The sequence below is a fragment of the Pseudomonas sp. LAIL14HWK12:I7 genome (assembly GCF_000483465.1).
Lineage (GTDB): Bacteria > Pseudomonadota > Gammaproteobacteria > Pseudomonadales > Pseudomonadaceae > Aquipseudomonas > Aquipseudomonas kermanshahensis.
In genome coordinates this window covers 64,686-83,734 of record NZ_AXYZ01000015.1, presented here as the reverse complement: position 1 = coordinate 83,734, position 19,049 = coordinate 64,686, and the positions used below count along the sequence as shown (strand labels likewise).

The 19,049-nt window shown below is 63.1% G+C and carries 22 protein-coding genes; 13 read left to right on the top strand and 9 right to left on the bottom strand.

Annotation, left to right across the window (positions count from 1 at the left end; genetic code table 11):
* The first annotated feature begins 75 nt into the window (after window positions 1–75).
* Window positions 76–408, top strand: a complete 333-nt coding sequence (locus D886_RS0115490) for a hypothetical protein (protein ID WP_027594791.1) — start codon at window positions 76–78, stop codon at window positions 406–408.
* Between the two features lie 46 nt (window positions 409–454).
* Here D886_RS0115490 and D886_RS0115485 read toward each other — a convergent pair whose 3' ends face one another.
* From D886_RS0115485 to D886_RS0115460, 6 genes are all read right to left on the bottom strand, one after another.
* A complete protein-coding gene (locus D886_RS0115485; RefSeq protein WP_027594790.1) occupies window positions 455–760 on the bottom strand; it encodes a hypothetical protein in 306 nt (101 codons plus the stop codon).
* Window positions 761–904: 144 nt separating this feature from the next.
* A complete protein-coding gene (locus tag D886_RS0115480) occupies window positions 905–1,093 on the bottom strand; it encodes a hypothetical protein (RefSeq protein WP_027594789.1) in 189 nt (62 codons plus the stop codon).
* Window positions 1,094–1,232: 139 nt separating this feature from the next.
* Window positions 1,233–1,553 carry a YbjQ family protein gene (locus D886_RS0115475; protein WP_027594788.1) on the bottom strand — a complete coding sequence of 107 codons (321 nt, stop codon included), beginning with the start codon at window positions 1,551–1,553 and terminating at the stop codon, window positions 1,233–1,235.
* A 61-nt stretch (window positions 1,554–1,614) separates the two neighbouring features.
* Window positions 1,615–2,502, bottom strand: coding sequence for an EamA family transporter (locus D886_RS0115470; protein ID WP_027594787.1), 888 nt, complete (start codon window positions 2,500–2,502; stop codon window positions 1,615–1,617).
* 141 nt (window positions 2,503–2,643) lie between these two features.
* Entirely contained in the window at window positions 2,644–3,399 is a 756-nt protein-coding gene (locus D886_RS0115465) for a class II aldolase/adducin family protein (RefSeq protein ID WP_027594786.1), read from the bottom strand.
* A 41-nt stretch (window positions 3,400–3,440) separates the two neighbouring features.
* Entirely contained in the window at window positions 3,441–4,484 is a 1,044-nt protein-coding gene (locus D886_RS0115460) for an ABC transporter substrate-binding protein (protein WP_027594785.1), read from the bottom strand.
* A 177-nt stretch (window positions 4,485–4,661) separates the two neighbouring features.
* Between D886_RS0115460 and D886_RS0115455 the strand changes: the two genes are divergently transcribed.
* From D886_RS0115455 to D886_RS0115440, 4 genes are all read left to right on the top strand, one after another.
* Complete coding sequence (locus tag D886_RS0115455) at window positions 4,662–6,614, top strand: FAD-dependent oxidoreductase (protein ID WP_027594784.1); 1,953 nt, start codon at window positions 4,662–4,664, stop codon at window positions 6,612–6,614.
* Between the two features lie 38 nt (window positions 6,615–6,652).
* Entirely contained in the window at window positions 6,653–7,255 is a 603-nt protein-coding gene (locus D886_RS0115450; protein WP_027594783.1) for a cupin domain-containing protein, read from the top strand.
* 38 nt (window positions 7,256–7,293) lie between these two features.
* Window positions 7,294–8,349, top strand: coding sequence for a GlxA family transcriptional regulator (locus D886_RS0115445; RefSeq protein WP_027594782.1), 1,056 nt, complete (start codon window positions 7,294–7,296; stop codon window positions 8,347–8,349).
* An 81-nt stretch (window positions 8,350–8,430) separates the two neighbouring features.
* On the top strand, window positions 8,431–9,636 hold the full coding sequence (locus D886_RS0115440) for an NAD(P)/FAD-dependent oxidoreductase (protein WP_027594781.1): 1,206 nt from the start codon (window positions 8,431–8,433) through the stop codon (window positions 9,634–9,636).
* Between the two features lie 121 nt (window positions 9,637–9,757).
* Here the strand turns inward: D886_RS0115440 and D886_RS0115435 are convergent, their stop codons facing one another.
* Window positions 9,758–10,369: an FMN-dependent NADH-azoreductase gene (locus tag D886_RS0115435; protein ID WP_027594780.1), complete on the bottom strand. Its 612-nt coding sequence runs from the start codon at window positions 10,367–10,369 to the stop codon at window positions 9,758–9,760.
* 132 nt (window positions 10,370–10,501) lie between these two features.
* Here D886_RS0115435 and D886_RS0115430 point away from each other — a divergent pair, with 132 nt between their 5' ends.
* Complete coding sequence (locus tag D886_RS0115430; protein ID WP_027594779.1) at window positions 10,502–11,404, top strand: LysR substrate-binding domain-containing protein; 903 nt, start codon at window positions 10,502–10,504, stop codon at window positions 11,402–11,404.
* Window positions 11,397–11,756 (top strand): MmcQ/YjbR family DNA-binding protein, encoded by a 360-nt coding sequence (locus D886_RS0115425; protein WP_027594778.1) that lies wholly within the window; start codon window positions 11,397–11,399, stop codon window positions 11,754–11,756. The genes D886_RS0115430 and D886_RS0115425 overlap by 8 nt, the downstream gene beginning before the upstream one ends.
* A 3-nt stretch (window positions 11,757–11,759) precedes the next feature.
* Here the strand turns inward: D886_RS0115425 and D886_RS0115420 are convergent, their stop codons facing one another.
* Window positions 11,760–12,164 carry a DUF1294 domain-containing protein gene (locus D886_RS0115420; protein ID WP_027594777.1) on the bottom strand — a complete coding sequence of 135 codons (405 nt, stop codon included), beginning with the start codon at window positions 12,162–12,164 and terminating at the stop codon, window positions 11,760–11,762.
* Window position 12,165: 1 nt separating this feature from the next.
* The gene (locus D886_RS0115415) at window positions 12,166–12,996 is read right to left on the bottom strand and encodes an undecaprenyl-diphosphate phosphatase (RefSeq protein WP_027594776.1); all 831 of its coding nucleotides are present in this window, start codon (window positions 12,994–12,996) and stop codon (window positions 12,166–12,168) included.
* Between the two features lie 296 nt (window positions 12,997–13,292).
* On the opposite strand from D886_RS0115415, the gene mcpP reads away from it, so the two are divergent.
* The 6 genes from mcpP (at window position 13,293) to D886_RS0115385 (ending at window position 19,003) form a co-directional block, all read left to right on the top strand.
* A complete protein-coding gene (gene mcpP / locus D886_RS0115410; protein ID WP_027594775.1) occupies window positions 13,293–14,927 on the top strand; it encodes a methyl-accepting chemotaxis protein McpP in 1,635 nt (544 codons plus the stop codon).
* Window positions 14,928–15,027: 100 nt separating this feature from the next.
* Complete coding sequence (pnuC, locus tag D886_RS0115405) at window positions 15,028–15,594, top strand: nicotinamide riboside transporter PnuC (RefSeq protein WP_027594774.1); 567 nt, start codon at window positions 15,028–15,030, stop codon at window positions 15,592–15,594.
* Window positions 15,591–16,142: an AAA family ATPase gene (locus tag D886_RS0115400; protein WP_027594773.1), complete on the top strand. Its 552-nt coding sequence runs from the start codon at window positions 15,591–15,593 to the stop codon at window positions 16,140–16,142. Before pnuC ends, D886_RS0115400 begins: the two co-directional genes overlap by 4 nt.
* A 298-nt stretch (window positions 16,143–16,440) precedes the next feature.
* The gene (locus tag D886_RS0115395) at window positions 16,441–16,878 is read left to right on the top strand and encodes a hypothetical protein (RefSeq protein WP_027594772.1); all 438 of its coding nucleotides are present in this window, start codon (window positions 16,441–16,443) and stop codon (window positions 16,876–16,878) included.
* Window position 16,879: 1 nt separating this feature from the next.
* Window positions 16,880–17,452, top strand: a complete 573-nt coding sequence (locus D886_RS0115390) for a hypothetical protein (RefSeq protein WP_027594771.1) — start codon at window positions 16,880–16,882, stop codon at window positions 17,450–17,452.
* Window positions 17,453–17,503: 51 nt separating this feature from the next.
* Window positions 17,504–19,003 carry a hypothetical protein gene (locus tag D886_RS0115385; protein ID WP_027594770.1) on the top strand — a complete coding sequence of 500 codons (1,500 nt, stop codon included), beginning with the start codon at window positions 17,504–17,506 and terminating at the stop codon, window positions 19,001–19,003.
* Window positions 19,004–19,049 lie beyond the last annotated feature (46 nt).

Below are 19,049 nucleotides of genomic sequence, written 5' to 3'. Positions count from 1 at the left end.
AGCAGCCTTGGTAGTGCGCTACACCGTGGTAGCGCCAACTGTGAAAATCACCTACGAATGGGTAATGGGGGCTTTATGATGAACTTGAACAACAATCCCACAATCGACCAATTGGCCCAGCTGTTCGCCGTGCGCAAGGACAGCCTCGACGACCATCTGCTGTGGGTCAGCCAGACCGGTGAGGTGCGTCTCGACCGCCTGCCACCGAACACCATCGAAGCTGAATTCGAAGAGCACCTGCCCAGCATGCGTGCACGCTTCAAGGTCTACCGCCGTGGCCAAGGCTACGTCGGCAAGAAGGCCGCTGCCGACACCGAGTTCGTTGGCCGCGTGCTGCAGACCCTGCAACAAGAATGGCCCGCCGCCCGTGAGCGGCAGGCAGTCAAGGTGATCGAACCGCTCAACTGAGTGGCTACCCGCACCCTCAAGCCCGGCCCCAAAAGGCCGGGCTTTTTCATGCGCGCCTGCGCGGTTGCGCCATGGCTGGCAGCGGCAAGGCGCCGGTAGCCAGTGCCCGGGCCCGCTCGACACCCCAGACCAGCGCACGGGTCATGGTCTCGCCAGGGCGCGAGGGGTAATACTCTTCCAGCACTGCCCGGCCATTGCCGGCGTACACACCGAGGAACAACTGGGTGGCGCCGAGGCGCGACAACCGCACCTGCACATCCAGCGTGGTGCCGTCACTGAGTGCTTCATCGTGGCTGCGGCTGTGCAGTTGAGCGTCGGCCCACTGCCAATAGGTCTCTTCCCTGACTCGCATGAGCGTTCAATCTCCGTTTGCAGAAATGCCGCGCCAGAAAACCACATCTTCGCAAGCCCTGCGAGCGCAACCCAACGATGCCATGAGCAGCGTCAACGAATGGCAATAAAAACCCCGCCGTTTGGCGGGGTTGCTGGAGCGGGATCACTTTTTCAGCGGAACCCGCGGCATGAAGCGACCCTTCTTGGTGCGCTGCAGATGTGCAGGCTGAAGCTGTTCCGAATCATCCAGCGTCATGTTGGCGAAGCCCAGACGGAATGCCGACTGGCCGCAACGCACCTGGCTGTTGATCGGGAATGCGTCGTTCAGGTCTTCAAAAAAGGATTCGCTCATGCCCAGTCTCCCTCCAGTGGCGGTCGCGCCGGCAAGCAGATGGAATGCCTAGGTGAACGCGGCCGGTAAAAGTGAGACTAGCTGGTCATTTGCAGACTGCCTGGCCAAACGCTTTACGCCCGACCAGTGGCACATGGCCTTATTTCAGGCGGACTGCCGTGCCGGTGGCGAACACCACGACCATGCCGCCCTGCACCGATGGCATGCTGATTTCGAAATCCACACCGACTACGGCATCAGCATTCAACTGCCGTGCGCGCGCTTTCAACTCTTCGGTAGCCTGCTCGCGGGCCTCGCGCAGTGCGCTCTCCAGGGTTTGGGAGCGGCCACCGAAGAAGTCGCGGAAACGCGCGAAGAAATCCCGCACAAAGTTGATGCCCTGCACGGACTCAGAACTGACGACGCCCAGGTAGTCGGCAATCGGACGGCCTTCGAGCTGGCTGGTGGTGGAGATGATCATGAAAGTGCTCCGTTGGCCTGGCGAAAAGCGCCAATTCTAACAGAGCACTGGCAGCCCGGCGTCAGGAGACGCTGGCCGCACGTAACCGCTGGCCGATCTTCGCGCCAAACACATTCACCAGCAGCCCGACCATCACCAGCAACGCGCCCCACCCCTGCAACACGGTCAGGCGTTCCCCCAGCAACCAGCCCGAGGAGCTCAAGCCAATCACGGGGACCAGCAGCGAGAATGGCGCGACCTTGCCCGCCGGGTGGCGCGACAACAGCTTGCTCCACAGGCTGTAGCCGAGCATGGTGGCGACGAATGCCAGGTACGCCAACGCCAGTACCGAGTTCCAACCGATGTTGGCCAAGGCGTGGCCGATGCGCTCAGGCCCTTCCAGCCACCACGACAAAGCCAAGAATGGCAACGGTGGAATCAGCCCGCCCCAGATCACCAGCGCCACCAGGTCGACCGACCCGAAACGCCGCGTGATGATGTTGCCCACGCCCCACATCGCGCCCGCGCACAGGGTCAGCAACAGCGCAAGCATCGGCACATGGCCGCCGTCTTCACTGCCGATCAACGCCAACCCGCTGGCCGCTACCAGCAGCCCCAGCAGGCTGGCAAGGCGCAACCGCTCACCCAGGAACAACGCAGCGAAACCCAAGGTGAAGAATGCCTGGGATTGCAGAATCAACGACGCCAACCCCGGCGGCATACCGCTGTACATGGCCTGGAACAAGAAGGCGAACTGCCCCAAGGAGATCGTCGCGCCATAAGCGATCAGCCAGCGCCAGGGCAGCTTGGGCCGCTTCACCAGCAACACCGCCGGGAAGGCCACCAACAAGAAGCGCAACGCCCCCAGCAGCATCGGCGGCAGGCCATCCAGGCCGACCTTGATGACCACGAAGTTGACTCCCCACGCAACAATCACCACCAGGGCGATCAGCAGGTCCTTGAGCGGCATTGCGACATCCTTCTTCAGGCTTTCTAGACATATTTCGTTACAGCATAAGGCTATTCCTTTTCCAGGGACCAGCACAGTTAGGGCGCAGGGTTGCGCAACAGTGTCACTGTTGCAGTCTTCATACGCCGTGGCATTCAACCATCAGTCGCGGTAACCCGGCGCCACCCGCCCCAGCATCCGCAGCAGCGCGCCCCACGCCAGCCCCACTGCATCCGGGTCCGACAGTTCGCCCTGCTTCAAGCCCTTCAGTGGCGCATTGAACTGCTGCTCGGTACGCTCACACACGGCGGCCGGCGGCAGGATCAATTGCCCGGCACTCTGCGCCGCCAACTGGATCTCGCAGGCTTTTTCCAGGTAGTACATGCGCAGGAAGGCTTCGGCCACAGAACGCCCGGTGGTCAGCAACCCATGGTTACGCAGGATCATCACCGGCCGGTCACCCAAGTCGGCCACCAAGCGCTGTTGCTCATCCAGGTCCAGGGCGATGCCTTCGTAATCGTGGTAGGCAACCTTGCCATGAAACTCCATGGACATCTGGTTGACCGGCAGCAGGCCACATTCCAGTGCCGCCACCGCACACCCTGCCCGGGTGTGGGTGTGCAGCACGCAGTGGGCGTCTTCGCGAGCCGCATGAATAGCACTGTGGATGACGAACCCGGCCGGGTTGACCGGGTGTGGGGTCGCCTCGACTGGCTGCCCATGCAAGTCGATCTTCACCAGGCTGGAGGCTGTGATCTCGTCGAACAGCAAGCCGTAGGGGTTGATCAGAAAGTGGTGCTCCGGCCCAGGCACGCGCAGCGAGATGTGCGTGAAGATCAGGTCGCTCATGCGAAAGTGAGCGACCAGGCGGTAGCAGGCCGCCAGCTCCTGACGCAGGGTCTGTTCGGTAGGGGTCATTTCTCGTTCATCCTGTTAGAAAAGCAGCTGTGAACACTAGGCTATTTCGTAGCCCAGGCATTGAATCGCTGCTCCAGCTCTTCGCCATGGTCGACCCAGAACGCCACGTTCATCGCCAGCGCCCCCTGCAGGTTCTGTGGCGAGGTTGGCACCCAGCCGGCCAGCGCCGGGGCGAGCCTGGCCGCTGCCTGGGTGTTGGTCGGCCCATAGGGGATCTGCTCGACGTAACGCACCTGGGTATCAGGCTGGTTGGCATAGGCGATCAGCCGCTTGGCCTGGTCGACATGCCGCGAGCCCTTGATGATCGCCCAATAGTCCATGCCATACAGGCTGCCCGGCCAGACCAATGCCAGCGGGCTGCCCTGCTGCGCTGCCACCGCGATGCGGCCGCTGTAGGTAGACGTCATCACCACATCGCCGGCAGTCAGCCACTGGGCCGGCTGGGCACCCGCGTCCCACCACTGGATAAAGGGCTTGAGCTCAGTGAGTTTGGCAAACGCGCGGTCAACCCCGGCGGGCGTTGACAGTACCGTGTACACGTCCTCGACCTTGACCCCATCAGCCAGCAAGGCGAACTCCAGGTTGTACACCGCACGCTTGCGCAGGCCACGTTTGCCTGGGTACTTGCTGACGTCCCAGAAGTCGGCCCATGAAGCCGGGGCTTGAGCCAGCTTGTTGCGGTCATAGGCAATCGCCACGCTCCACACCAGGGCGGCAGAACCGCAGTCCTGCGCGGCATCCGGAATCAGCTCGGCGGCATGGCCCAGGCGCTGCCAGTCCAGCCGCTCATAGATGCCCTCCTCACAGCCGCGCATCAGGTCTGGCCCCTCGATCTGCACCACGTCCCAATCGACGTTGCCGGTATCGGCCATGACCTGAATACGGGCCATTTCGCCGTTGTATTCGCTCTGGATCAACTTGCTGCCGTCCTGGGCACTGAAAGGCTTGAAGATCGCCTCGTCCTGGGCTTTCTGACCGGCGCCGCCATAGCCGACCACGACCATCTGCGGCGCAGCGTGCGCACTGCCCAAGCCAAGGGCCAGAAGCGCTGCGCAAAGGTGGGTTCTGCGAGGGAATGCATGCATCGAGGTTGCCTCCTGCCGGTGCCCAAGGGCCCGATTTCTTGTTGTTGTGAGGTCACGCCCTCACCAGTGAGGGTGAAGAAAACCTAGCCGCGCACCAGTAAAAAAACAAGTTGATTTTTTACTGGCGGTACACTTTCATAAACAAAACAAGAACAACACCGCACCGGAGCCGCCCGTATGCAAACTGCCTTTCCCCACCTGTTCGAAGCCTTGCAGATTCGCGGCAAGCGGCTGAAGAACCGCATCATGTCCACCGGCCACGACACGTGCCTGCCCACCGATAACCTGGTCAACGACAAGCTCATCGCTTACCAGCGTGACCGCGCCGCCGGTGGGGTTGGCCTGATTGTGCTGCAGGTGGCCGGTGTGCATGACAGCGCCCGCTACACCTCCCACGTGCTGATGGCCACCGACGATGCCTGCATCGACGGTTACCGACGCCTGGCCGAGGCCTGCCATGAACACGGCACCGTGGTGCTGTCGCAGCTGTTTCATCCGGGGCGGGAGATCATGGAATCTGCCGACGGCTTGCTGGCAGTGGCCTATTCGGCCTCGTCGGTGCCCAACGAGCGCTTCCGGGTGATGCCGCGCGCGCTGGACCAGCCGATGATCGATGACATCATCCAGGGCTATGCCAGCGCCGCCCGCCGCCTGCACCAGGCGGGGCTGGATGGCGTCGAAGTGGTCGCCAGCCATGGTTACCTGCCTGCGCAGTTTCTCAATCCGCGGGTCAACCTGCGCACCGATGGTTACAACGGCGGCCTGGAGCAGCGCCTGAGGTTTCTGCGCGAAGTGTTGGCGGCGGTGCGCGCCGCGACCGACGAACACTTCATCGTCGGCCTGCGCATCAGCGCCGACGAGCGTGACAGTGAAGGCCTGAGCGAAGACGAGTCGCTGGCGGCCGCCGAAGCGTTGCAAAGCCAGCTCGACTACCTGCACATCGTCGCCGGCACCTCGGCGTCCCTGGGGGGCGCGGTGCATATCGTCCCGCCCATGGCCATCGAGCCGGCCTACCTGGCGCGCGAAGCCGGCACGTTCAAGCAGCGCCTGGCCATTCCGTTGTTCGTTACTGGGCGCATCAACCAACCCCAAGAGGCCGAGCTGATCCTGGCGCGTGGCCAGGCCGACGTGTGTGGCATGACCCGCGCACTGATCTGCGACCCGCTGATGCCGACCAAGACCGAGCATGGCCGAGTTGAGGACGTGCGCGCCTGCATTGCCTGCAACCAGGCATGCATCGGGCATTTTCACCGCGGCCTGGCGATTTCCTGCATTCAGCGCCCAGAAACCGGCCGCGAACTGCAGTACGGCCAGATGACGCCCACCCCAGCCCCCAAGCGCATCCTGGTTGCAGGCGGCGGCCCCGCAGGCATGAAGGCGGCCGCCGTCGCCGCCGCGCGCGGCCACCACGTCACCCTGTATGAGGCCGGCCCACAACTGGGTGGCCAGGTGCTGCTGGCGCAACTGCTACCCCGGCGCAGCGAATTCGGCGGCGCCAGCACCAACCTGCAACGGGAAATGGCCTTGGCCGGCGTGGAGGTGGTGCGCAACACGCGGGTCGACCGCGCACTGGTCGAGCGCGAGCGGCCCGACCTGGTGATTGCCGCCACCGGCGCCACGCCCTACTGGCCGGCATTCGAACGCGCCGGCGAACTGCAGGTAGTGGATGCCTGGCAAATCCTGCGCAACGAGGTCACCCCAGGGCGCTCGGTCCTGGTCATCGACTGGCGTTGCGACTGGATCGGCCCGGGTATCGCCGAACGCCTGACGCGCGAAGGGCATCAGGTGCAATTGGCGGTGAACGGCACCCACTGCGGCGAGAACCTGCCGCTGTACGTGCGCGATCAACTGGCTGGCGAGCTGCACCGCCTGGGTATTCCCATCACGCCCTACGCCCGCCTCTATGGCTGCGACGACAACAGCGTGTACTTGCAGCACACGGCCAGCGGCGAACCGATGATCTTCGAAGGCATCGACACCTTGGTGCTGTGCCTGGGCCACCAGCCAAACGACACCTTGGCGACGGAGCTGGCCGGCCTGGTCGAAGTTCGGCGCATCGGCGACTGCCTGGCACCGCGTACCGCCGAGGAGGCAATTCACGATGGCCTGACGGTTGCCTGGGCGCTCTGAGGCTGTACATACTGCCGTTTTCCGACGGACCGACGTGCATGAGCCAACTCCCGCAGCCCCCCTCCGCCACCGACGACGGCAGCGCCGCGCCGCAGTTTCTGGGAACCCGCATCCGCGGCCTGCGCAAGCGCCGCGGCATGACCCTGGCGGAGTTGGCCACACAGAGCGAGCTGACGGCCGGCTACATCAGCCAGTTGGAGCGCAACCTCTCTTACCCGTCGATCCCGGCTTTGTTCAACATCGCCCGCAGCCTGGGTGTGACCATCCAGTGGTTCTTTGCCAGCGAGGCCAGCACTGCGCCAGAGGACCAAGGCTACGTGGTACGCCGTAACAGCCGCCTCAGCGTGCATTATGAGGACGGCATCGTCGACCAACTGCTGACACCCCAGCCCAACCGCGAGCTGGAGATGCTTCACTCGCGCTTTCCACCGGGCACCTACAGCCAGCAGAGCTACAGCCACGACGGCGAAGAGGCAGGGTATATTCTCAGCGGCAGTTTTGAACTGTGGGTGGGCGAGCGCTATTTTCAGCTGGGCGAAGGCGACAGTTTCAGCTACTCCAGCCAGGAGCCGCATCGCTATGGCAACCCAGGGGACGTGGATGCTGTGGTGATCTGGGTGATCACGCCACCGACCTTTTGAGCCCGCCAAGCGGTCACTTTTGATCAGGCCATCCGCCAATGACTGAACACGCCCACCAGCTTGAGCCTGCGCTGCAACCGGTCGACCACCCTCGCGTCGTGGTCTTCGTCGCCTATCCGCACATGGGCCTGCTCGACCTCACGGGCGCCCAGACGGTGTTCTGGGCCGCCACCAAGGCCATGGCCGAACGCGGCCGACCAGGCTATCGGGTACACACCGCCAGCCTTGACGGCGGCCTGCAGCAAACCGCTGAAGGCCTGGTGGTGGCGACAGAAACCTTGGACACCGTGATGGCACAGGTTGTCGACACGCTGATCGTACCCGGCGCCCCGGACATCATCCGCACCCTCCCCGACCACGCGCCGCTGGTGGCCTGGCTGCGCCGCGCCGCCGTGCAGGCCAGGCGCACAGCCTCGGTGTGCAGCGGCACATTTCTGCTGGCCAGCGCCGGTTTGCTCGATGGGCGCCGCGCCGCCACCCACTGGGCCATGTGCGAGGTACTGCGCCGCGACTTCCCAGCGGTGCAGGTAGACCACGAGTCGATCTTCGTTCAGCACGGCGCGGTGTGGACCTCGGCCGGGGTCAGCGCCGGCATCGACATGGCCCTCGCCCTGGTCGAACTGGACTGCGGCCGTGAAGTGGCGATGCAGGTGGCACGCGAGTTGGTGGTCTTTCTCAAACGGCCTGGCGGCCAGGCGCAGTTCAGTGAGCTGCTCAAGCTGCAGGGCCGCGATTGCAGCGAGTTCGAAGCCCTGCACCTGTGGCTCAACGAACACCTTGGCGACCCGCGGCTGAGCGTCGAACACCTGGCCGAACAGGCGCACATGAGCCTGCGTAACTTCACCCGGGTGTACAAGCTCAAGACCGGCCGCACACCGGCCAAAGCTATCGAAGTGTTCCGCCTGGAAGCCGCGCGGCGCCTGCTGGAAAGCGTCGAAAGCCCTATCGAGCAGGTCGCGCGCCAGTGCGGTTTCGGCAACGAAGAACGCATGCGCCTGGCCTTCCAGCGTCATCTGGCGGTAACACCGCGTGACTATCGCGCCCGTTTTGCACGCTCTGTTTCGTTGGCCGAAATTCAGGGTTCTTTGACCTAGGGCGTTACGCTCGTCGCTCGTAACATCGGTCTCCTCAAACACGGGCTACCTTGAGTACCCGGACATTCCAGGAGCACAACGATGAAGAATATCCTGATCATTGGCGCGGGCTTTGCCGGCCTCTGGAGCGCCCTGAGCGCTGTTCGCCAGCTGGACTTGAACGGTCGCAATGATGTCGAGGTGACGCTGCTCGCGCCCCAGGCCGAACTGCATGTACGCCCGCGCTTCTACGAACCTGAAGTACATACGATGGCCGCGCCGCTGGAGGCGCTGTTTGAGGCGGTGAACGTGCGCTTTGTGCAAGGCACGGCCTTCCACATCGATGAAGCTGCCAGGCGCGTACGCTATCGCACGCAAAGCGGTACCGAGTGCGAGCTGGGTTATGACCGCCTGATCATGGCCTGCGGCAGTGTGCTCAACCGGCCGGACATGGTCGGTATCGAGCATGTTTTCGATGTCGACAAGATCGACAGTGCGGCGCGCCTGGAGGCGCACCTCAAGTCCCTGGCTAGCCTGCCGGACACACCTGCCCGCAACACCGTGGTGGTGGCCGGGGGTGGCTTCACCGGCATCGAGACTGCCACCGAGTTGCCGGCGCGCTTGCGCAACATCCTCGGTGAGCAGGCCACACTGCGTGTGCTGGTCATCGACCGTGGCGCCAGGATCGGCGCAGCCTTGGGTGATGGCATTCGCCCCGCGATCGAGCAGGCATCCGAGGCTTTGGGGGTGGAATGGATCTGCGGCGCAACCGTGGCCTCGGTGGACCCCGACGGCGTCCTGCTGGATAACGGCCAGCGCATCAATGCCAATACCGTGATCTGGACGGTGGGGTTCAAGGCCAACCCATTGACCGAGCAGATCAGCGGTGACCGGGACCGCCAAGGCCGGCTGCACGTGGACGGCAACCTCAAGGTCAAGGGTAACGACGCGGTCTACGCGGCAGGCGACGTTGCTTATGCCGCCTGCGACGAGGTTGGCAACTATGCGGTGATGTCTTGCCAGCATGCGATCCCGCTGGGCCGCTACGCCGGCAACAATGCCGTGGCCGAATTGATCGGCGTGGCACCGATGACCTACAGCCAGCCCAAGTACGTCACCTGCCTCGACCTGGGCGCCTGGGGCGCAGTGTATACCGAAGGCTGGGAGCGCAAGGTGTCGCCACCGGAAGACAAGGCAGAGGCGAAGGTGCTCAAATCGCAGATCAACACGGTCTGGATCTACCCACCGGCCGCGAACGATCGTGCGGCGGCGCTGGCCGCGGCTGACCCGACGATCCCGGTCGCCTGACACAGCCGAATCGCCGGCAAGCCGGCTCCCACAGGTACAGCGCCAGAACTGAGGTTGGCGCTATCTCTGTGGGGAGCCGGCTTGCCGGCGATGGGGCGCAAGGCGCCCCCTTTAACTGCAATCAGGCAGCAGCGAACAGCTCGTTGGCAATCTGGGCCTGTGCGGCATCGATGGCCTGGCTGCGGTGCTCTGGGCCGTAGGCCAGACCATGGGCGCGTACGATTTCCAGGTCGGTGACACCGATAAAGCCCAGGAACACCTTGAGGAAGTCTTCATGGCCGGCACCCGTCGGCTGGCCAGCGTGCAGGCCACCGGCGGTGGATACCAGGATCACCTTCTTGTTACCGCACAGGCCTTCAGGGCCGGCTTCGGTGTAGCGGAAGGTCTTGCCGGCAACGGCTACGCGGTCAATCCAGGCCTTGAGCTGGGTCGGCACGGTGAAGTTGTACATCGGCGCACCGATCACAACGGCGTCGGCGGCGAGGAATTCTTCCAGGGTTTCGGCGCTCAGCTTGGCTTCGAAGGCCTGGGCCGCATCGCGCATGTCTTCTGCGGTACCGGCGGCCACCAAGGTAGCAGCGGAGAAGTGGGCGATGGCGTCGGCAGCCAGGTCCCGGTAGACCACTTCCAGGCTTGGGTCGGTGGCTTTCCAGGCTTCGACCACTTCGCGGCTCAGCTGGCGGGAGGCGGAATTGTCGCCCAGGATGCTCGAATCGATGTGCAACAGTTTCATGGGACTCTCCTGTAATGAAGACCGCGGCGTTGGGCGATCACGATGGGGAGAATCCTACCGGGATGACGAATAGCTGATAAGCAGGCAAAAATGCGTTAGTTTGTCCCACAGATGGAACAGTGAGACATTCCCATGCAAGACCTCAACGACCTCTTCTACTTCGCACGCGTGGTCGAAGCCGGCGGTTTCGCCGCTGCCGGGCGCCAGCTGGGCATCCCTAAATCACGCCTGTCACGGCGCATCGCCGAGCTGGAGGAGCGCCTGGGCACACGCCTGCTGCAGCGCACCACGCGGCAATTGAAGCTGACCGCCGTGGGCGAGCGCTACCTGCACCACTGCCAGGCCATGCTGCTGGAGGCAGAAGCCGCCGACGAGGCCGTCGCTAGCATGAGCAGCGAACCACGCGGGCGGCTGCGGGTGTCCTGCCCGGTAGCACTGGCACATGCGTTTCTGCCGGACGTGATCAGCCGTTTTCTTGCACAGTACCCACTGGTACAGCTGGACATGGTCCTGCTCAACCGCCGGGTCGACCTGATTTCCGAAGGCATCGACGTAGCCCTGCGCGTGCGTGACCTGGGCGACGAGGACCCGGCCCTGGTTACCCGCCGGCTGCGCCAGGCGCAAATGCAACTGGTCGCCGCTCCAGGCTTTGCCGACCACATTCGCGAGCCCGCCGAGCTGGCCTCATTGCCGGTGCTGGGCGCGGCCGAAGCTGACCGGCTGGTACACTTTCGCCTGCTCGGCCCGAATGGTCGCCAACAGGACATCGCCCTGGAGCCACGCCTGGCCATTGATGATTTCGTGGTGCGCAATGCGGCGGTCCGCGCCGGGTTGGGCTTCACTGCGCTACCCAGTATGTTCTGCGAAGAGGAACTGGAACGTGGCGAGCTGGTGCGGCTGCTGCCGGACTGGTCATTGCCGGGGGGGTATCTGCAGGCGGTGTACCCTCACCGGCGCGGTGTGTTGCCGGCCGTACGGGTATGGATTGATCATCTGGCAGCGTCGTTCGAGGCCTGTGGGGAGCGTTATGTCTAAGCAGAAAATGACCGAAGCCCAAGTGGCGGACTTTTGCCTGAGCCTGCCCGGTGCGCGGGAGGACTATAAATGGGGCGGTATCCGGGTGTTTTCGGTCGCAGGCAACAAGATGTTCGCGGTGCTGGACCTGGCGGGCGCAGGGTTATCGTTCAAGGTCGCCGATGAGCTGTTTCTGGGCTACTGCGACCGCCCCGGCGTGCGGCCCGCGCCCTACCTGGCCCGGGCGCGGTGGGTCAGCATGGCGCCGCCTTACCCCATGGGGCGCGACGAGCTGTGTGACCTGCTGCAGCGTTCGCACCAATTGGTGGTGCGAAAGCTGGCGAAGCGGTTGCAGGTGGGCTTGTTGATCTGATGATCAGATGGCGGAGAGCAGGTGGCGCCCCAAAAACAGGTAGTCCACCCAGAACACCTGATGCAGCAACACAATCCCCCAGAACACCAGCTGATACGACAGCTTGCGCGTCTTGTGCCGGAACATCTGCTGGGCAACCAGCGCCCCCGGCCAGCCGCCACACAGCTCGCTGGCATGCAGCACGTTTTCTGGCGTGCGCCAGGCCTGGCTGCGTGCCTGTTGTTTGTCCTGCCAGTACAGCAGCAGGCTGATCAGGCTTACCGCCGGGTAGAGCGCCAACGGCAACCAGGACTGATCGCGCCAGGCCATCTGCGCCGCGCCCAGGCCCGGCAGCAGGCACAGCACGCCCAACACCAGCAGTTTCAGGCGCACATTACGTACGCCCTCCTCGCTTTGAGCTTTGGCCATATCAACCGTGCGCCGTCGACCAATCGACCCAACCGAACTGCCAGGTCGCCAGGATCAACAGGCCAAAGGCAATGCGGTACCAGGCGAACGCCGCATAGCTGTGGTTGGCGATGAACTTGAGCAACGCGCGCACAGCGATCATGGCGAAGATGAACGAGGTCACGAAGCCGATGGCGAACACCGGCAAGTCGCTTGGCTGGAACAGGTCACGGTACTTGTAGCCCGAGTACACCGCTGCACCGACCATGGTCGGCATCGCCAGGAAGAACGAGAACTCGGTAGCGGCCTTGCGCGACAGCCCGAACAGCAGGCCACCAATGATGGTCGAGCCAGAACGCGAGGTACCCGGAATCATGGCCAGGCACTGGACGAAACCAATTTTCAAGGCATGGCTCCAGCGCATCTCGTCAACGTGGTCGACCTCCACGCGGTGCTCACGGCGCTCGGCCCAGAGCATGATCACGCCGCCCACCACCAGGGCCGCAGCCACGGTGATCGGGTTGAACAGGTATTCGTGAATCAGGTCGGCGAACAGCACGCCCAACACCACCGCTGGCATGAACGCCAGCAACAGGTTACCCGTAAAGCGCCGCGCCGTAGGCTGGGTGGTGAGCCCAAAGACCACGTCGAGTATCTTGCGTCGGAATTCCCACACCACCGCCAGGATGGCGGCAAGCTGAATGATGATGTTGAACGCCATGGCCCGTTCGCCACCAAAGCCGATGAGGTCGGCGACGATGATCTGGTGCCCGGTGCTGGAGATCGGCAAGAACTCCGTCAACCCTTCGACCACGCCTAAGATGATTGCCTGAAAGGCAGTCCAAAAATCCATCATTCCCCCGATGGAGCGCTGCTGCTGCAGGCCCCTTGTTCTTGATTTACTTGAAGTTGCCGCACACGGCCCGGCAGTTTTACAGCGACTGTTGGGCGTAACGCCAGTGGAAAAGTTCACGCCCCCTAAAGGTTTCATCTTGCGCGGCCGAAATCCTATCAAAGCCGCTTTGCAATGGCTTGCTCCGTTGCTGCAGACTACGACCAGACTAGCACTTAGCCATTAGTCGAGTGGGGGCTTGTCGCAAAGCATGCTTGGATGCACCTGAATAACAAGAACAAGGCGGGAGTGCCTGGATGAAAACCCTGAGATCGATGTCGATCAGCCGTCGTCTGTGGCTGATTCTGCTGGTGGCAGTGGCGATGCTGGTAGTACTGGGCCTGCTGATGCTGCGCCAGATCCATGGCGACCTGTATCACGCCAAGGCGGAAAAGACCCGCCACGTGGTGCAGACCGCAGCCGGTGTGCTGGCCTATTACCAAGGCCTGGAGGCGGCCGGCACGCTGAGCCGCGATGCCGCCCAGCAACAGGCGTTGCAAGTGGTGCGCGCGCTGCGTTATGACCACGACGACTACTTCTGGATCAACGACCTGGGGCCGAAGATGATCATGCATCCGGCCAACCCCAAGCTCGACGGCCAGGACCTGTCTGCCATTCGCGACCCCGACGGCTTTGCCGTGTTCAACGAAATGGTCAACCTGGCCCGCAGCCAGGGCGCCGGCCCGGTCAACTATCGCTGGCCCAAACCCGGCGCCAGTGAACCGGTGGCCAAAACCTCCTATATACAGCTGTTCAAGCCGTGGGGCTGGGTTATCGGCTCAGGCGTGTACATCGATGACGTGCAGGCCGAATTTGCCCGGCAATTGCGCGACGCCTCGCTGGTCGGCCTGGGCATTGCCCTGCTGATGGCGCTGGTGGTCATGCTGATTGCCCGCAGTATCGCCCGCCCCTTGCAGGAGGCCGTGCAGGCCATGGGCACAATCGCCAGTGGCGAAAGCGACCTGACCCGACGCCTGGACACCCACGGCCGTGATGAAATCACGCACTTGGGCGAGCACTTCAACCGCTTCAACGGCAAGCTTCAGGGCGTGGTCGGCCAGCTACAGGGCGCCGCCCATGACCTGGCCAGGTCCGCCGGCCATGTCGGTGACAACGCCGGGGCAGCGCAACAGCACAGTGCCCAGCAATCCCAACAGATGGAGCAGGTGGCCACGGCCGTCAACGAAGTCACCTACGCCGTGCAGGATGTGGCCAAGACGGCCGAGCAGGCCGCCGGGGAAATGCGCGCGGCGCAGCAACAAGTGCAGCATGGCCAGCAGGCCATTCATGGCAGCCTGGAACAGATCGATCGGCTGTCGGCGACCATCGACCAGGCTGTCCAGGTGATTCGCGACCTGGCCGGGCACAGCACGCGCATTGGGGGTGTGCTGGACGTGATCCGCTCCATCGCCGAGCAGACCAACCTGCTCGCCCTCAACGCGGCCATCGAAGCGGCACGCGCCGGTGAACAGGGCCGTGGCTTTGCGGTGGTCGCCGACGAGGTTCGCCTGCTGGCCCAGCGCACCGCTCAGTCCACGGCCGAAATCCATACCATGATCGAGCACCTGCAAGGCCAGTCGGACGCGGCAGTACGGGCTATCGACACCAGCAGCGAGGCTTCGCGCCAGACCATCGAGCAGGCCCGCGAGGCCGGTGCCAGCCTGGATGCCATTAGCCAGGTGCTGCACAACCTGACCGCGCTCAACGCGTCCATCGCCAGTGCCACCTTGCAGCAATCGCATGTGGTCGAGGAGATCAACCGCAACGTGCTGGATACCGCCGGCTTGTCCCAGCAGACCGCCGAGGCGGCACGCCAGTCGAGTGATGCAGGCGCAGCGCTGGGGCGGTTGAGTCAGGAACTGGAGCAGCTACTGCGGCAGTTCCGCGTATAGCCCCTGTGGGAGCGGCCTTGCCGGGGCGCTCCTGCACTACTCCTTCCATTATCGACAAGCTACAATCGCGCCCCTCTTATCGCCTCTCCAAGGATCGCCGATGTCCGGCCTTGAACTCATCGCCGCCGTACTCGGCGTCACCGCTGTCTGGCTCACCGTCAAGCAGAACGCCTGGTGCTGGCCGATCGGGTTGGTCATGGTGTTGATCTATGGCTGGCTGTTCTTCGAGGTAAAGCTGTACTCGGGCATGTTGCTGCAAGTGGCCTACGCCCTGTTGCAGTTGTACGGCTGGTGGCAATGGAAGCGCCCGGGCCGTGCGCACGATGCCCGCCAGGTGACACGCCTGCACACGCGCGCGCTGTGCACCGGGCTCGCACTCGGCGCACTGCTCAGCACGGCCCTGGGTGCAGCCATGGCCAACTGGACCGATGCCGCCCTGCCCTGGCTCGACGCCACGCTGACCGGCTTCAGCCTGGTCGCGCAACTGTGGATGGCACAGAAACGCCTGCAATGCTGGCCATTGTGGTTTGTGGTAGACATTGTCTATGTCGGCCAGTACCTGCATCAGCAACTGTATTTCACCGCAGGCTTCTTCGCGGTGCTCACGCTGATCGCCATACGTGGCTGGCTGGAATGGCGCCGTGACCCCGCGCTGGTGCAAGCATGAAGGTGCTGGTGCTGTGCGGGCCGGAATCCAGTGGTAAGAGCTGGCTAAGTGGCGTGCTGCAGGCGCATTTCGGTGGCGTGGTGGTCGCTGAATACGTGCGCCACTTCATCGACCAGGAATGCCGCGACACCTGCTACGCAGACATCTCCACCATCGCCCGTGGCCAGCTCGAGTGGGAAGACCGCGCCCGCGCGCAAGCGCCCGAGCTGTTGATACTCGACACCCACCTGCTCAGCAACATGCTCTGGAGCCGCGCCCTGTTCGACGACTGCCCGGCCTGGCTGGAACAGGCCTTGCTTGCTAGGCACTATGACCTGCACCTGTTACTGAGCCCTCAAGGCGTGGACTGGGTTGCCGATGGCCAGCGTTGCCACCCCGACCTGAACGACCGTCAGCGCTTTTTCGACGATAGCCTGCAGTGGCTGCAACGCCATCAACAAGCGCTATTGGTGATTGATGGCAATTGGCCGCAACGCCAGTTGCGGGCCTTGCAAGCAGTCGCTACGCTGCTTGATAGCGATGCGCCAGCCTGCCCCACCGAGTGTTAAGCCACTGACACACCCTGGTGGGTGATAGTCCCCGCAAATGCGGGGGTTGCCCCTGTTCCGGGGGCAGTGTCAACCTCGTGAAACACCCCTGCAAAAATCCCTCCAGGCACAGCCTGTGCTGGCTTTGCCAGTGGCTGGCCAAATGCCCTGTTTCAGCGGTGAAACAAAAAAAGCCGCTCTTCTTCAGCTTTTCTTCCCAACGTGTTGATTCCAAAGCATTAACTGAAAGCGGCACACCTTCTGCTCTCTTATTCGCAACGCTGAATAGGGCCAGCGCTCAAAAGAAGGAATTGCCATCGTGGGGAATCTTGATAAAGGCATTTATCGGCTCCTGCTGGTCAGTAGCATCGTCGGATCGGGTTTGAGCCTGCCTGCCCAGGCCGAGAATGGGATCATCACCATTACCCGCGATGTGCAGACGCGCAACGCGACCATCCCGCCGCTGATTCCCGACCCCAGCCCGACCACCGTCAACGCTAACCCGTCGGCGCAGATTCTCAAGCAGACCCATGAACTGAGCGATGGCGACTTTGCCAACATCAGCAGCGGTGCCGGCATCAGCGCCCTGGTCACGCAACAGACCAACACCATTGGCGGCAACGTCACCAACCAGACGCAACTGCCCAACCTCGCCGCCGGGCGCGGCTCAGGTTCAGGCAACGGCATCTCCAACATGGTCAACTCAAGCGTGCAACGCGGCCTGGCCCCCTTGCAAATCCTGACGGGAGGCAAGTGAGATGAGGCATACGCTGCTGATTTTGGCCACGCTCTGCAGTGCGCCGGCCTTTGCGCAATCCCCCGTGATCAACAACGCCAACATCGACGATTCGGGCAGCCAATACCAGGGCAACCTCACCGTCAACCAGGCAGCCGGCGACCTGCAGCAGCAGGCTAACGCCCGCGCCATCGCCGTGGGCCATGAGGCCAGCGCCACCACTCAGATTCGCCAGCGGCTCGGCACCGCAGTCGACCGCAACATGGATGCCACCGCGAGCATCCAGGGCAATGCTTTCAGCCAAGGCAGCGGCGCCCTGGGCGTCAACCAGAGCGCCGGTGCCAGCACCCAGCAAGCCAACGCACTGCGCATCAGCCTCAGTACTCAACCGCAAAGCATCGACGACAGCGTCCTCATGCAACAGAACGTGGCGCTGCTCAACAACTCCGATCCAGCTGACACCGCACCCGGCCATCGCCAGGTCACGACCAGTGACCAGGCATTCACCGGTAGCCGTGGGGTGATTCAGGTGAATCAGAGTGCCGGGGTGGGAAACCGAATGGCCAACACCTTGAGCATACGGGTCGCAGATTGACCCAAACAGTTAAGAACAACACTTAACCTAAATAAAGTACGGAGAATCACCATGAAACCCTCGATGGCAATCAAGCCTCTGGTTTTCGCAATTGCTGCGGTCATGGCTGTTGCTGTACAAGCTGATCAGAACGACCGGCGTGGTGGGCACCACAATGGTCACCATAACAACGGCCAACACACCCCACCTCCCACCCGGATCCCGGTGTACGCCACCGCCAACGCCATAGATAGCCAGCGCAGCACCGGCAATACCGTCACCAACCAAGGTACCATCAACGAAGCCGAGATGAGCAGCTCGGCCACCGGTGCCAGCGGCAACGTCGGGGTCAACGTGGCAGCCGGTAACGGCAACCAACAAGACAACGCCGCCGCCATCGCCAACGCAGCGTCCGACTCGAGCCTGGACAACAGCTTCGTGTTCGGCACCGCCGAAGCCACTGCGGACGTTCGCCAGTTCAGCAACAACAACCGGGTCGACAACTGGTCTACCCAATCGTCTGCGGTGATGAGCGGTTCGGGTGACGGCTCCTCCGGTAACGTGGGCGTCAACATTGCGGGTGGCGACCTCAACCAACAGAAAAACACCATGGCGATCGCCAACACCAATGCGCCATTGGGTAATGCCACCGCAACCGCCTCTGCCGACCAGAACGGCCCAGGCCTGACCGTGCACAACAACGCCGACCGCACCTACCGTGTGGACACGCTGACCTTCACCACGTCGGCCAGCGGTTCGAGCTCTCGCGATGGCTCGTTCACCTCCAGCGATGACCGCAGCTCGTCCTCGAGCTTCAGCGTGGCGGGCGCCCAAAGCGCCAGCAACAATGGCTCTAGCTCCTGGAACTCCAGTGGCTCGGCCAGTTCGAACGCCAGCGGTTCCAACAGCTCCAACGCCAGCGGGTCGAACAGCGCCACTGCCAGCGGCTCCAATAGCTGGAACGCCAGCGGCTCTGCCAGCGGCAACGCCAGCTCGTCCAGCAGTGCCAGCCTGAACGCTACCCTGGCTGCTGCCGCCGATGCGACGCGCACTGTGACCACCGACGATGGCCGTCGTGAACGCACCCGTACCGACAGCTTCGATGCTTCGCTCAATGCGTCGCTCGATGCTTCGATCGACAAGTCGCATGAAAGCGCCTACGACTCGTCGTTCGAAAAAGCGTTCGACTCCTCCTACGACAAGACCCGCAACTCTTCGTACGACAAGTCTCGCGACTCTTCGTACGAGAAGTCCCGCGACTCTTCGTATGAGAAAGCCCACGATTCTTCTTACGCAAACGCTTCGGAGTCTGCGTACGAAAAATCGGGCGAAAAAGCCAATCAATCGTCTAACGACGTGTCGAAAAGCTTCAGCGAAAGCAGCTCGTATGACCTGAGCAACACTGTGTCCTTCCAAGTGCTGACCCCAACCGGCTGGGCCAACCCTGTGACCAACACTGCAACCCTGAGCGGTTCGGTGAATGGCGGCAGCGGCAACCTGGGCGTCAACGTGGCAGCCGGTGTGGGCAACCAGCAAAGCAACTCGCTGGCCATCTCCAACACCTCGTTCTAACGGCTGTAGCCTCGAGGCCCCCTGCGGGGGGCCTTTTTCAACCAGA

Excerpts from the sequence above, each read along its gene's own strand:
- D886_RS0115490 (WP_027594791.1), top strand. The coding sequence starts at position 76 with ATGATGAACTTGAACAACAATCCCACAATCGACCAATTGGCCCAGCTG.
- D886_RS0115485 (WP_027594790.1), bottom strand. The coding sequence starts at position 760 with ATGCGAGTCAGGGAAGAGACCTATTGGCAGTGGGCCGACGCTCAACTG.
- D886_RS0115480 (WP_027594789.1), bottom strand. The coding sequence starts at position 1,093 with ATGAGCGAATCCTTTTTTGAAGACCTGAACGACGCATTCCCGATCAAC.
- D886_RS0115475 (WP_027594788.1), bottom strand. The coding sequence starts at position 1,553 with ATGATCATCTCCACCACCAGCCAGCTCGAAGGCCGTCCGATTGCCGAC.
- D886_RS0115470 (WP_027594787.1), bottom strand. The coding sequence starts at position 2,502 with ATGCCGCTCAAGGACCTGCTGATCGCCCTGGTGGTGATTGTTGCGTGG.
- D886_RS0115465 (WP_027594786.1), bottom strand. The coding sequence starts at position 3,399 with ATGACCCCTACCGAACAGACCCTGCGTCAGGAGCTGGCGGCCTGCTAC.
- D886_RS0115460 (WP_027594785.1), bottom strand. The coding sequence starts at position 4,484 with ATGCATGCATTCCCTCGCAGAACCCACCTTTGCGCAGCGCTTCTGGCC.
- D886_RS0115455 (WP_027594784.1), top strand. The coding sequence starts at position 4,662 with ATGCAAACTGCCTTTCCCCACCTGTTCGAAGCCTTGCAGATTCGCGGC.
- D886_RS0115450 (WP_027594783.1), top strand. The coding sequence starts at position 6,653 with ATGAGCCAACTCCCGCAGCCCCCCTCCGCCACCGACGACGGCAGCGCC.
- D886_RS0115445 (WP_027594782.1), top strand. The coding sequence starts at position 7,294 with ATGACTGAACACGCCCACCAGCTTGAGCCTGCGCTGCAACCGGTCGAC.
- D886_RS0115440 (WP_027594781.1), top strand. The coding sequence starts at position 8,431 with ATGAAGAATATCCTGATCATTGGCGCGGGCTTTGCCGGCCTCTGGAGC.
- D886_RS0115435 (WP_027594780.1), bottom strand. The coding sequence starts at position 10,369 with ATGAAACTGTTGCACATCGATTCGAGCATCCTGGGCGACAATTCCGCC.
- D886_RS0115430 (WP_027594779.1), top strand. The coding sequence starts at position 10,502 with ATGCAAGACCTCAACGACCTCTTCTACTTCGCACGCGTGGTCGAAGCC.
- D886_RS0115425 (WP_027594778.1), top strand. The coding sequence starts at position 11,397 with ATGTCTAAGCAGAAAATGACCGAAGCCCAAGTGGCGGACTTTTGCCTG.
- D886_RS0115420 (WP_027594777.1), bottom strand. The coding sequence starts at position 12,164 with ATGGCCAAAGCTCAAAGCGAGGAGGGCGTACGTAATGTGCGCCTGAAA.
- D886_RS0115415 (WP_027594776.1), bottom strand. The coding sequence starts at position 12,996 with ATGGATTTTTGGACTGCCTTTCAGGCAATCATCTTAGGCGTGGTCGAA.
- mcpP (WP_027594775.1), top strand. The coding sequence starts at position 13,293 with ATGAAAACCCTGAGATCGATGTCGATCAGCCGTCGTCTGTGGCTGATT.
- pnuC (WP_027594774.1), top strand. The coding sequence starts at position 15,028 with ATGTCCGGCCTTGAACTCATCGCCGCCGTACTCGGCGTCACCGCTGTC.
- D886_RS0115400 (WP_027594773.1), top strand. The coding sequence starts at position 15,591 with ATGAAGGTGCTGGTGCTGTGCGGGCCGGAATCCAGTGGTAAGAGCTGG.
- D886_RS0115390 (WP_027594771.1), top strand. The coding sequence starts at position 16,880 with ATGAGGCATACGCTGCTGATTTTGGCCACGCTCTGCAGTGCGCCGGCC.
- D886_RS0115385 (WP_027594770.1), top strand. The coding sequence starts at position 17,504 with ATGAAACCCTCGATGGCAATCAAGCCTCTGGTTTTCGCAATTGCTGCG.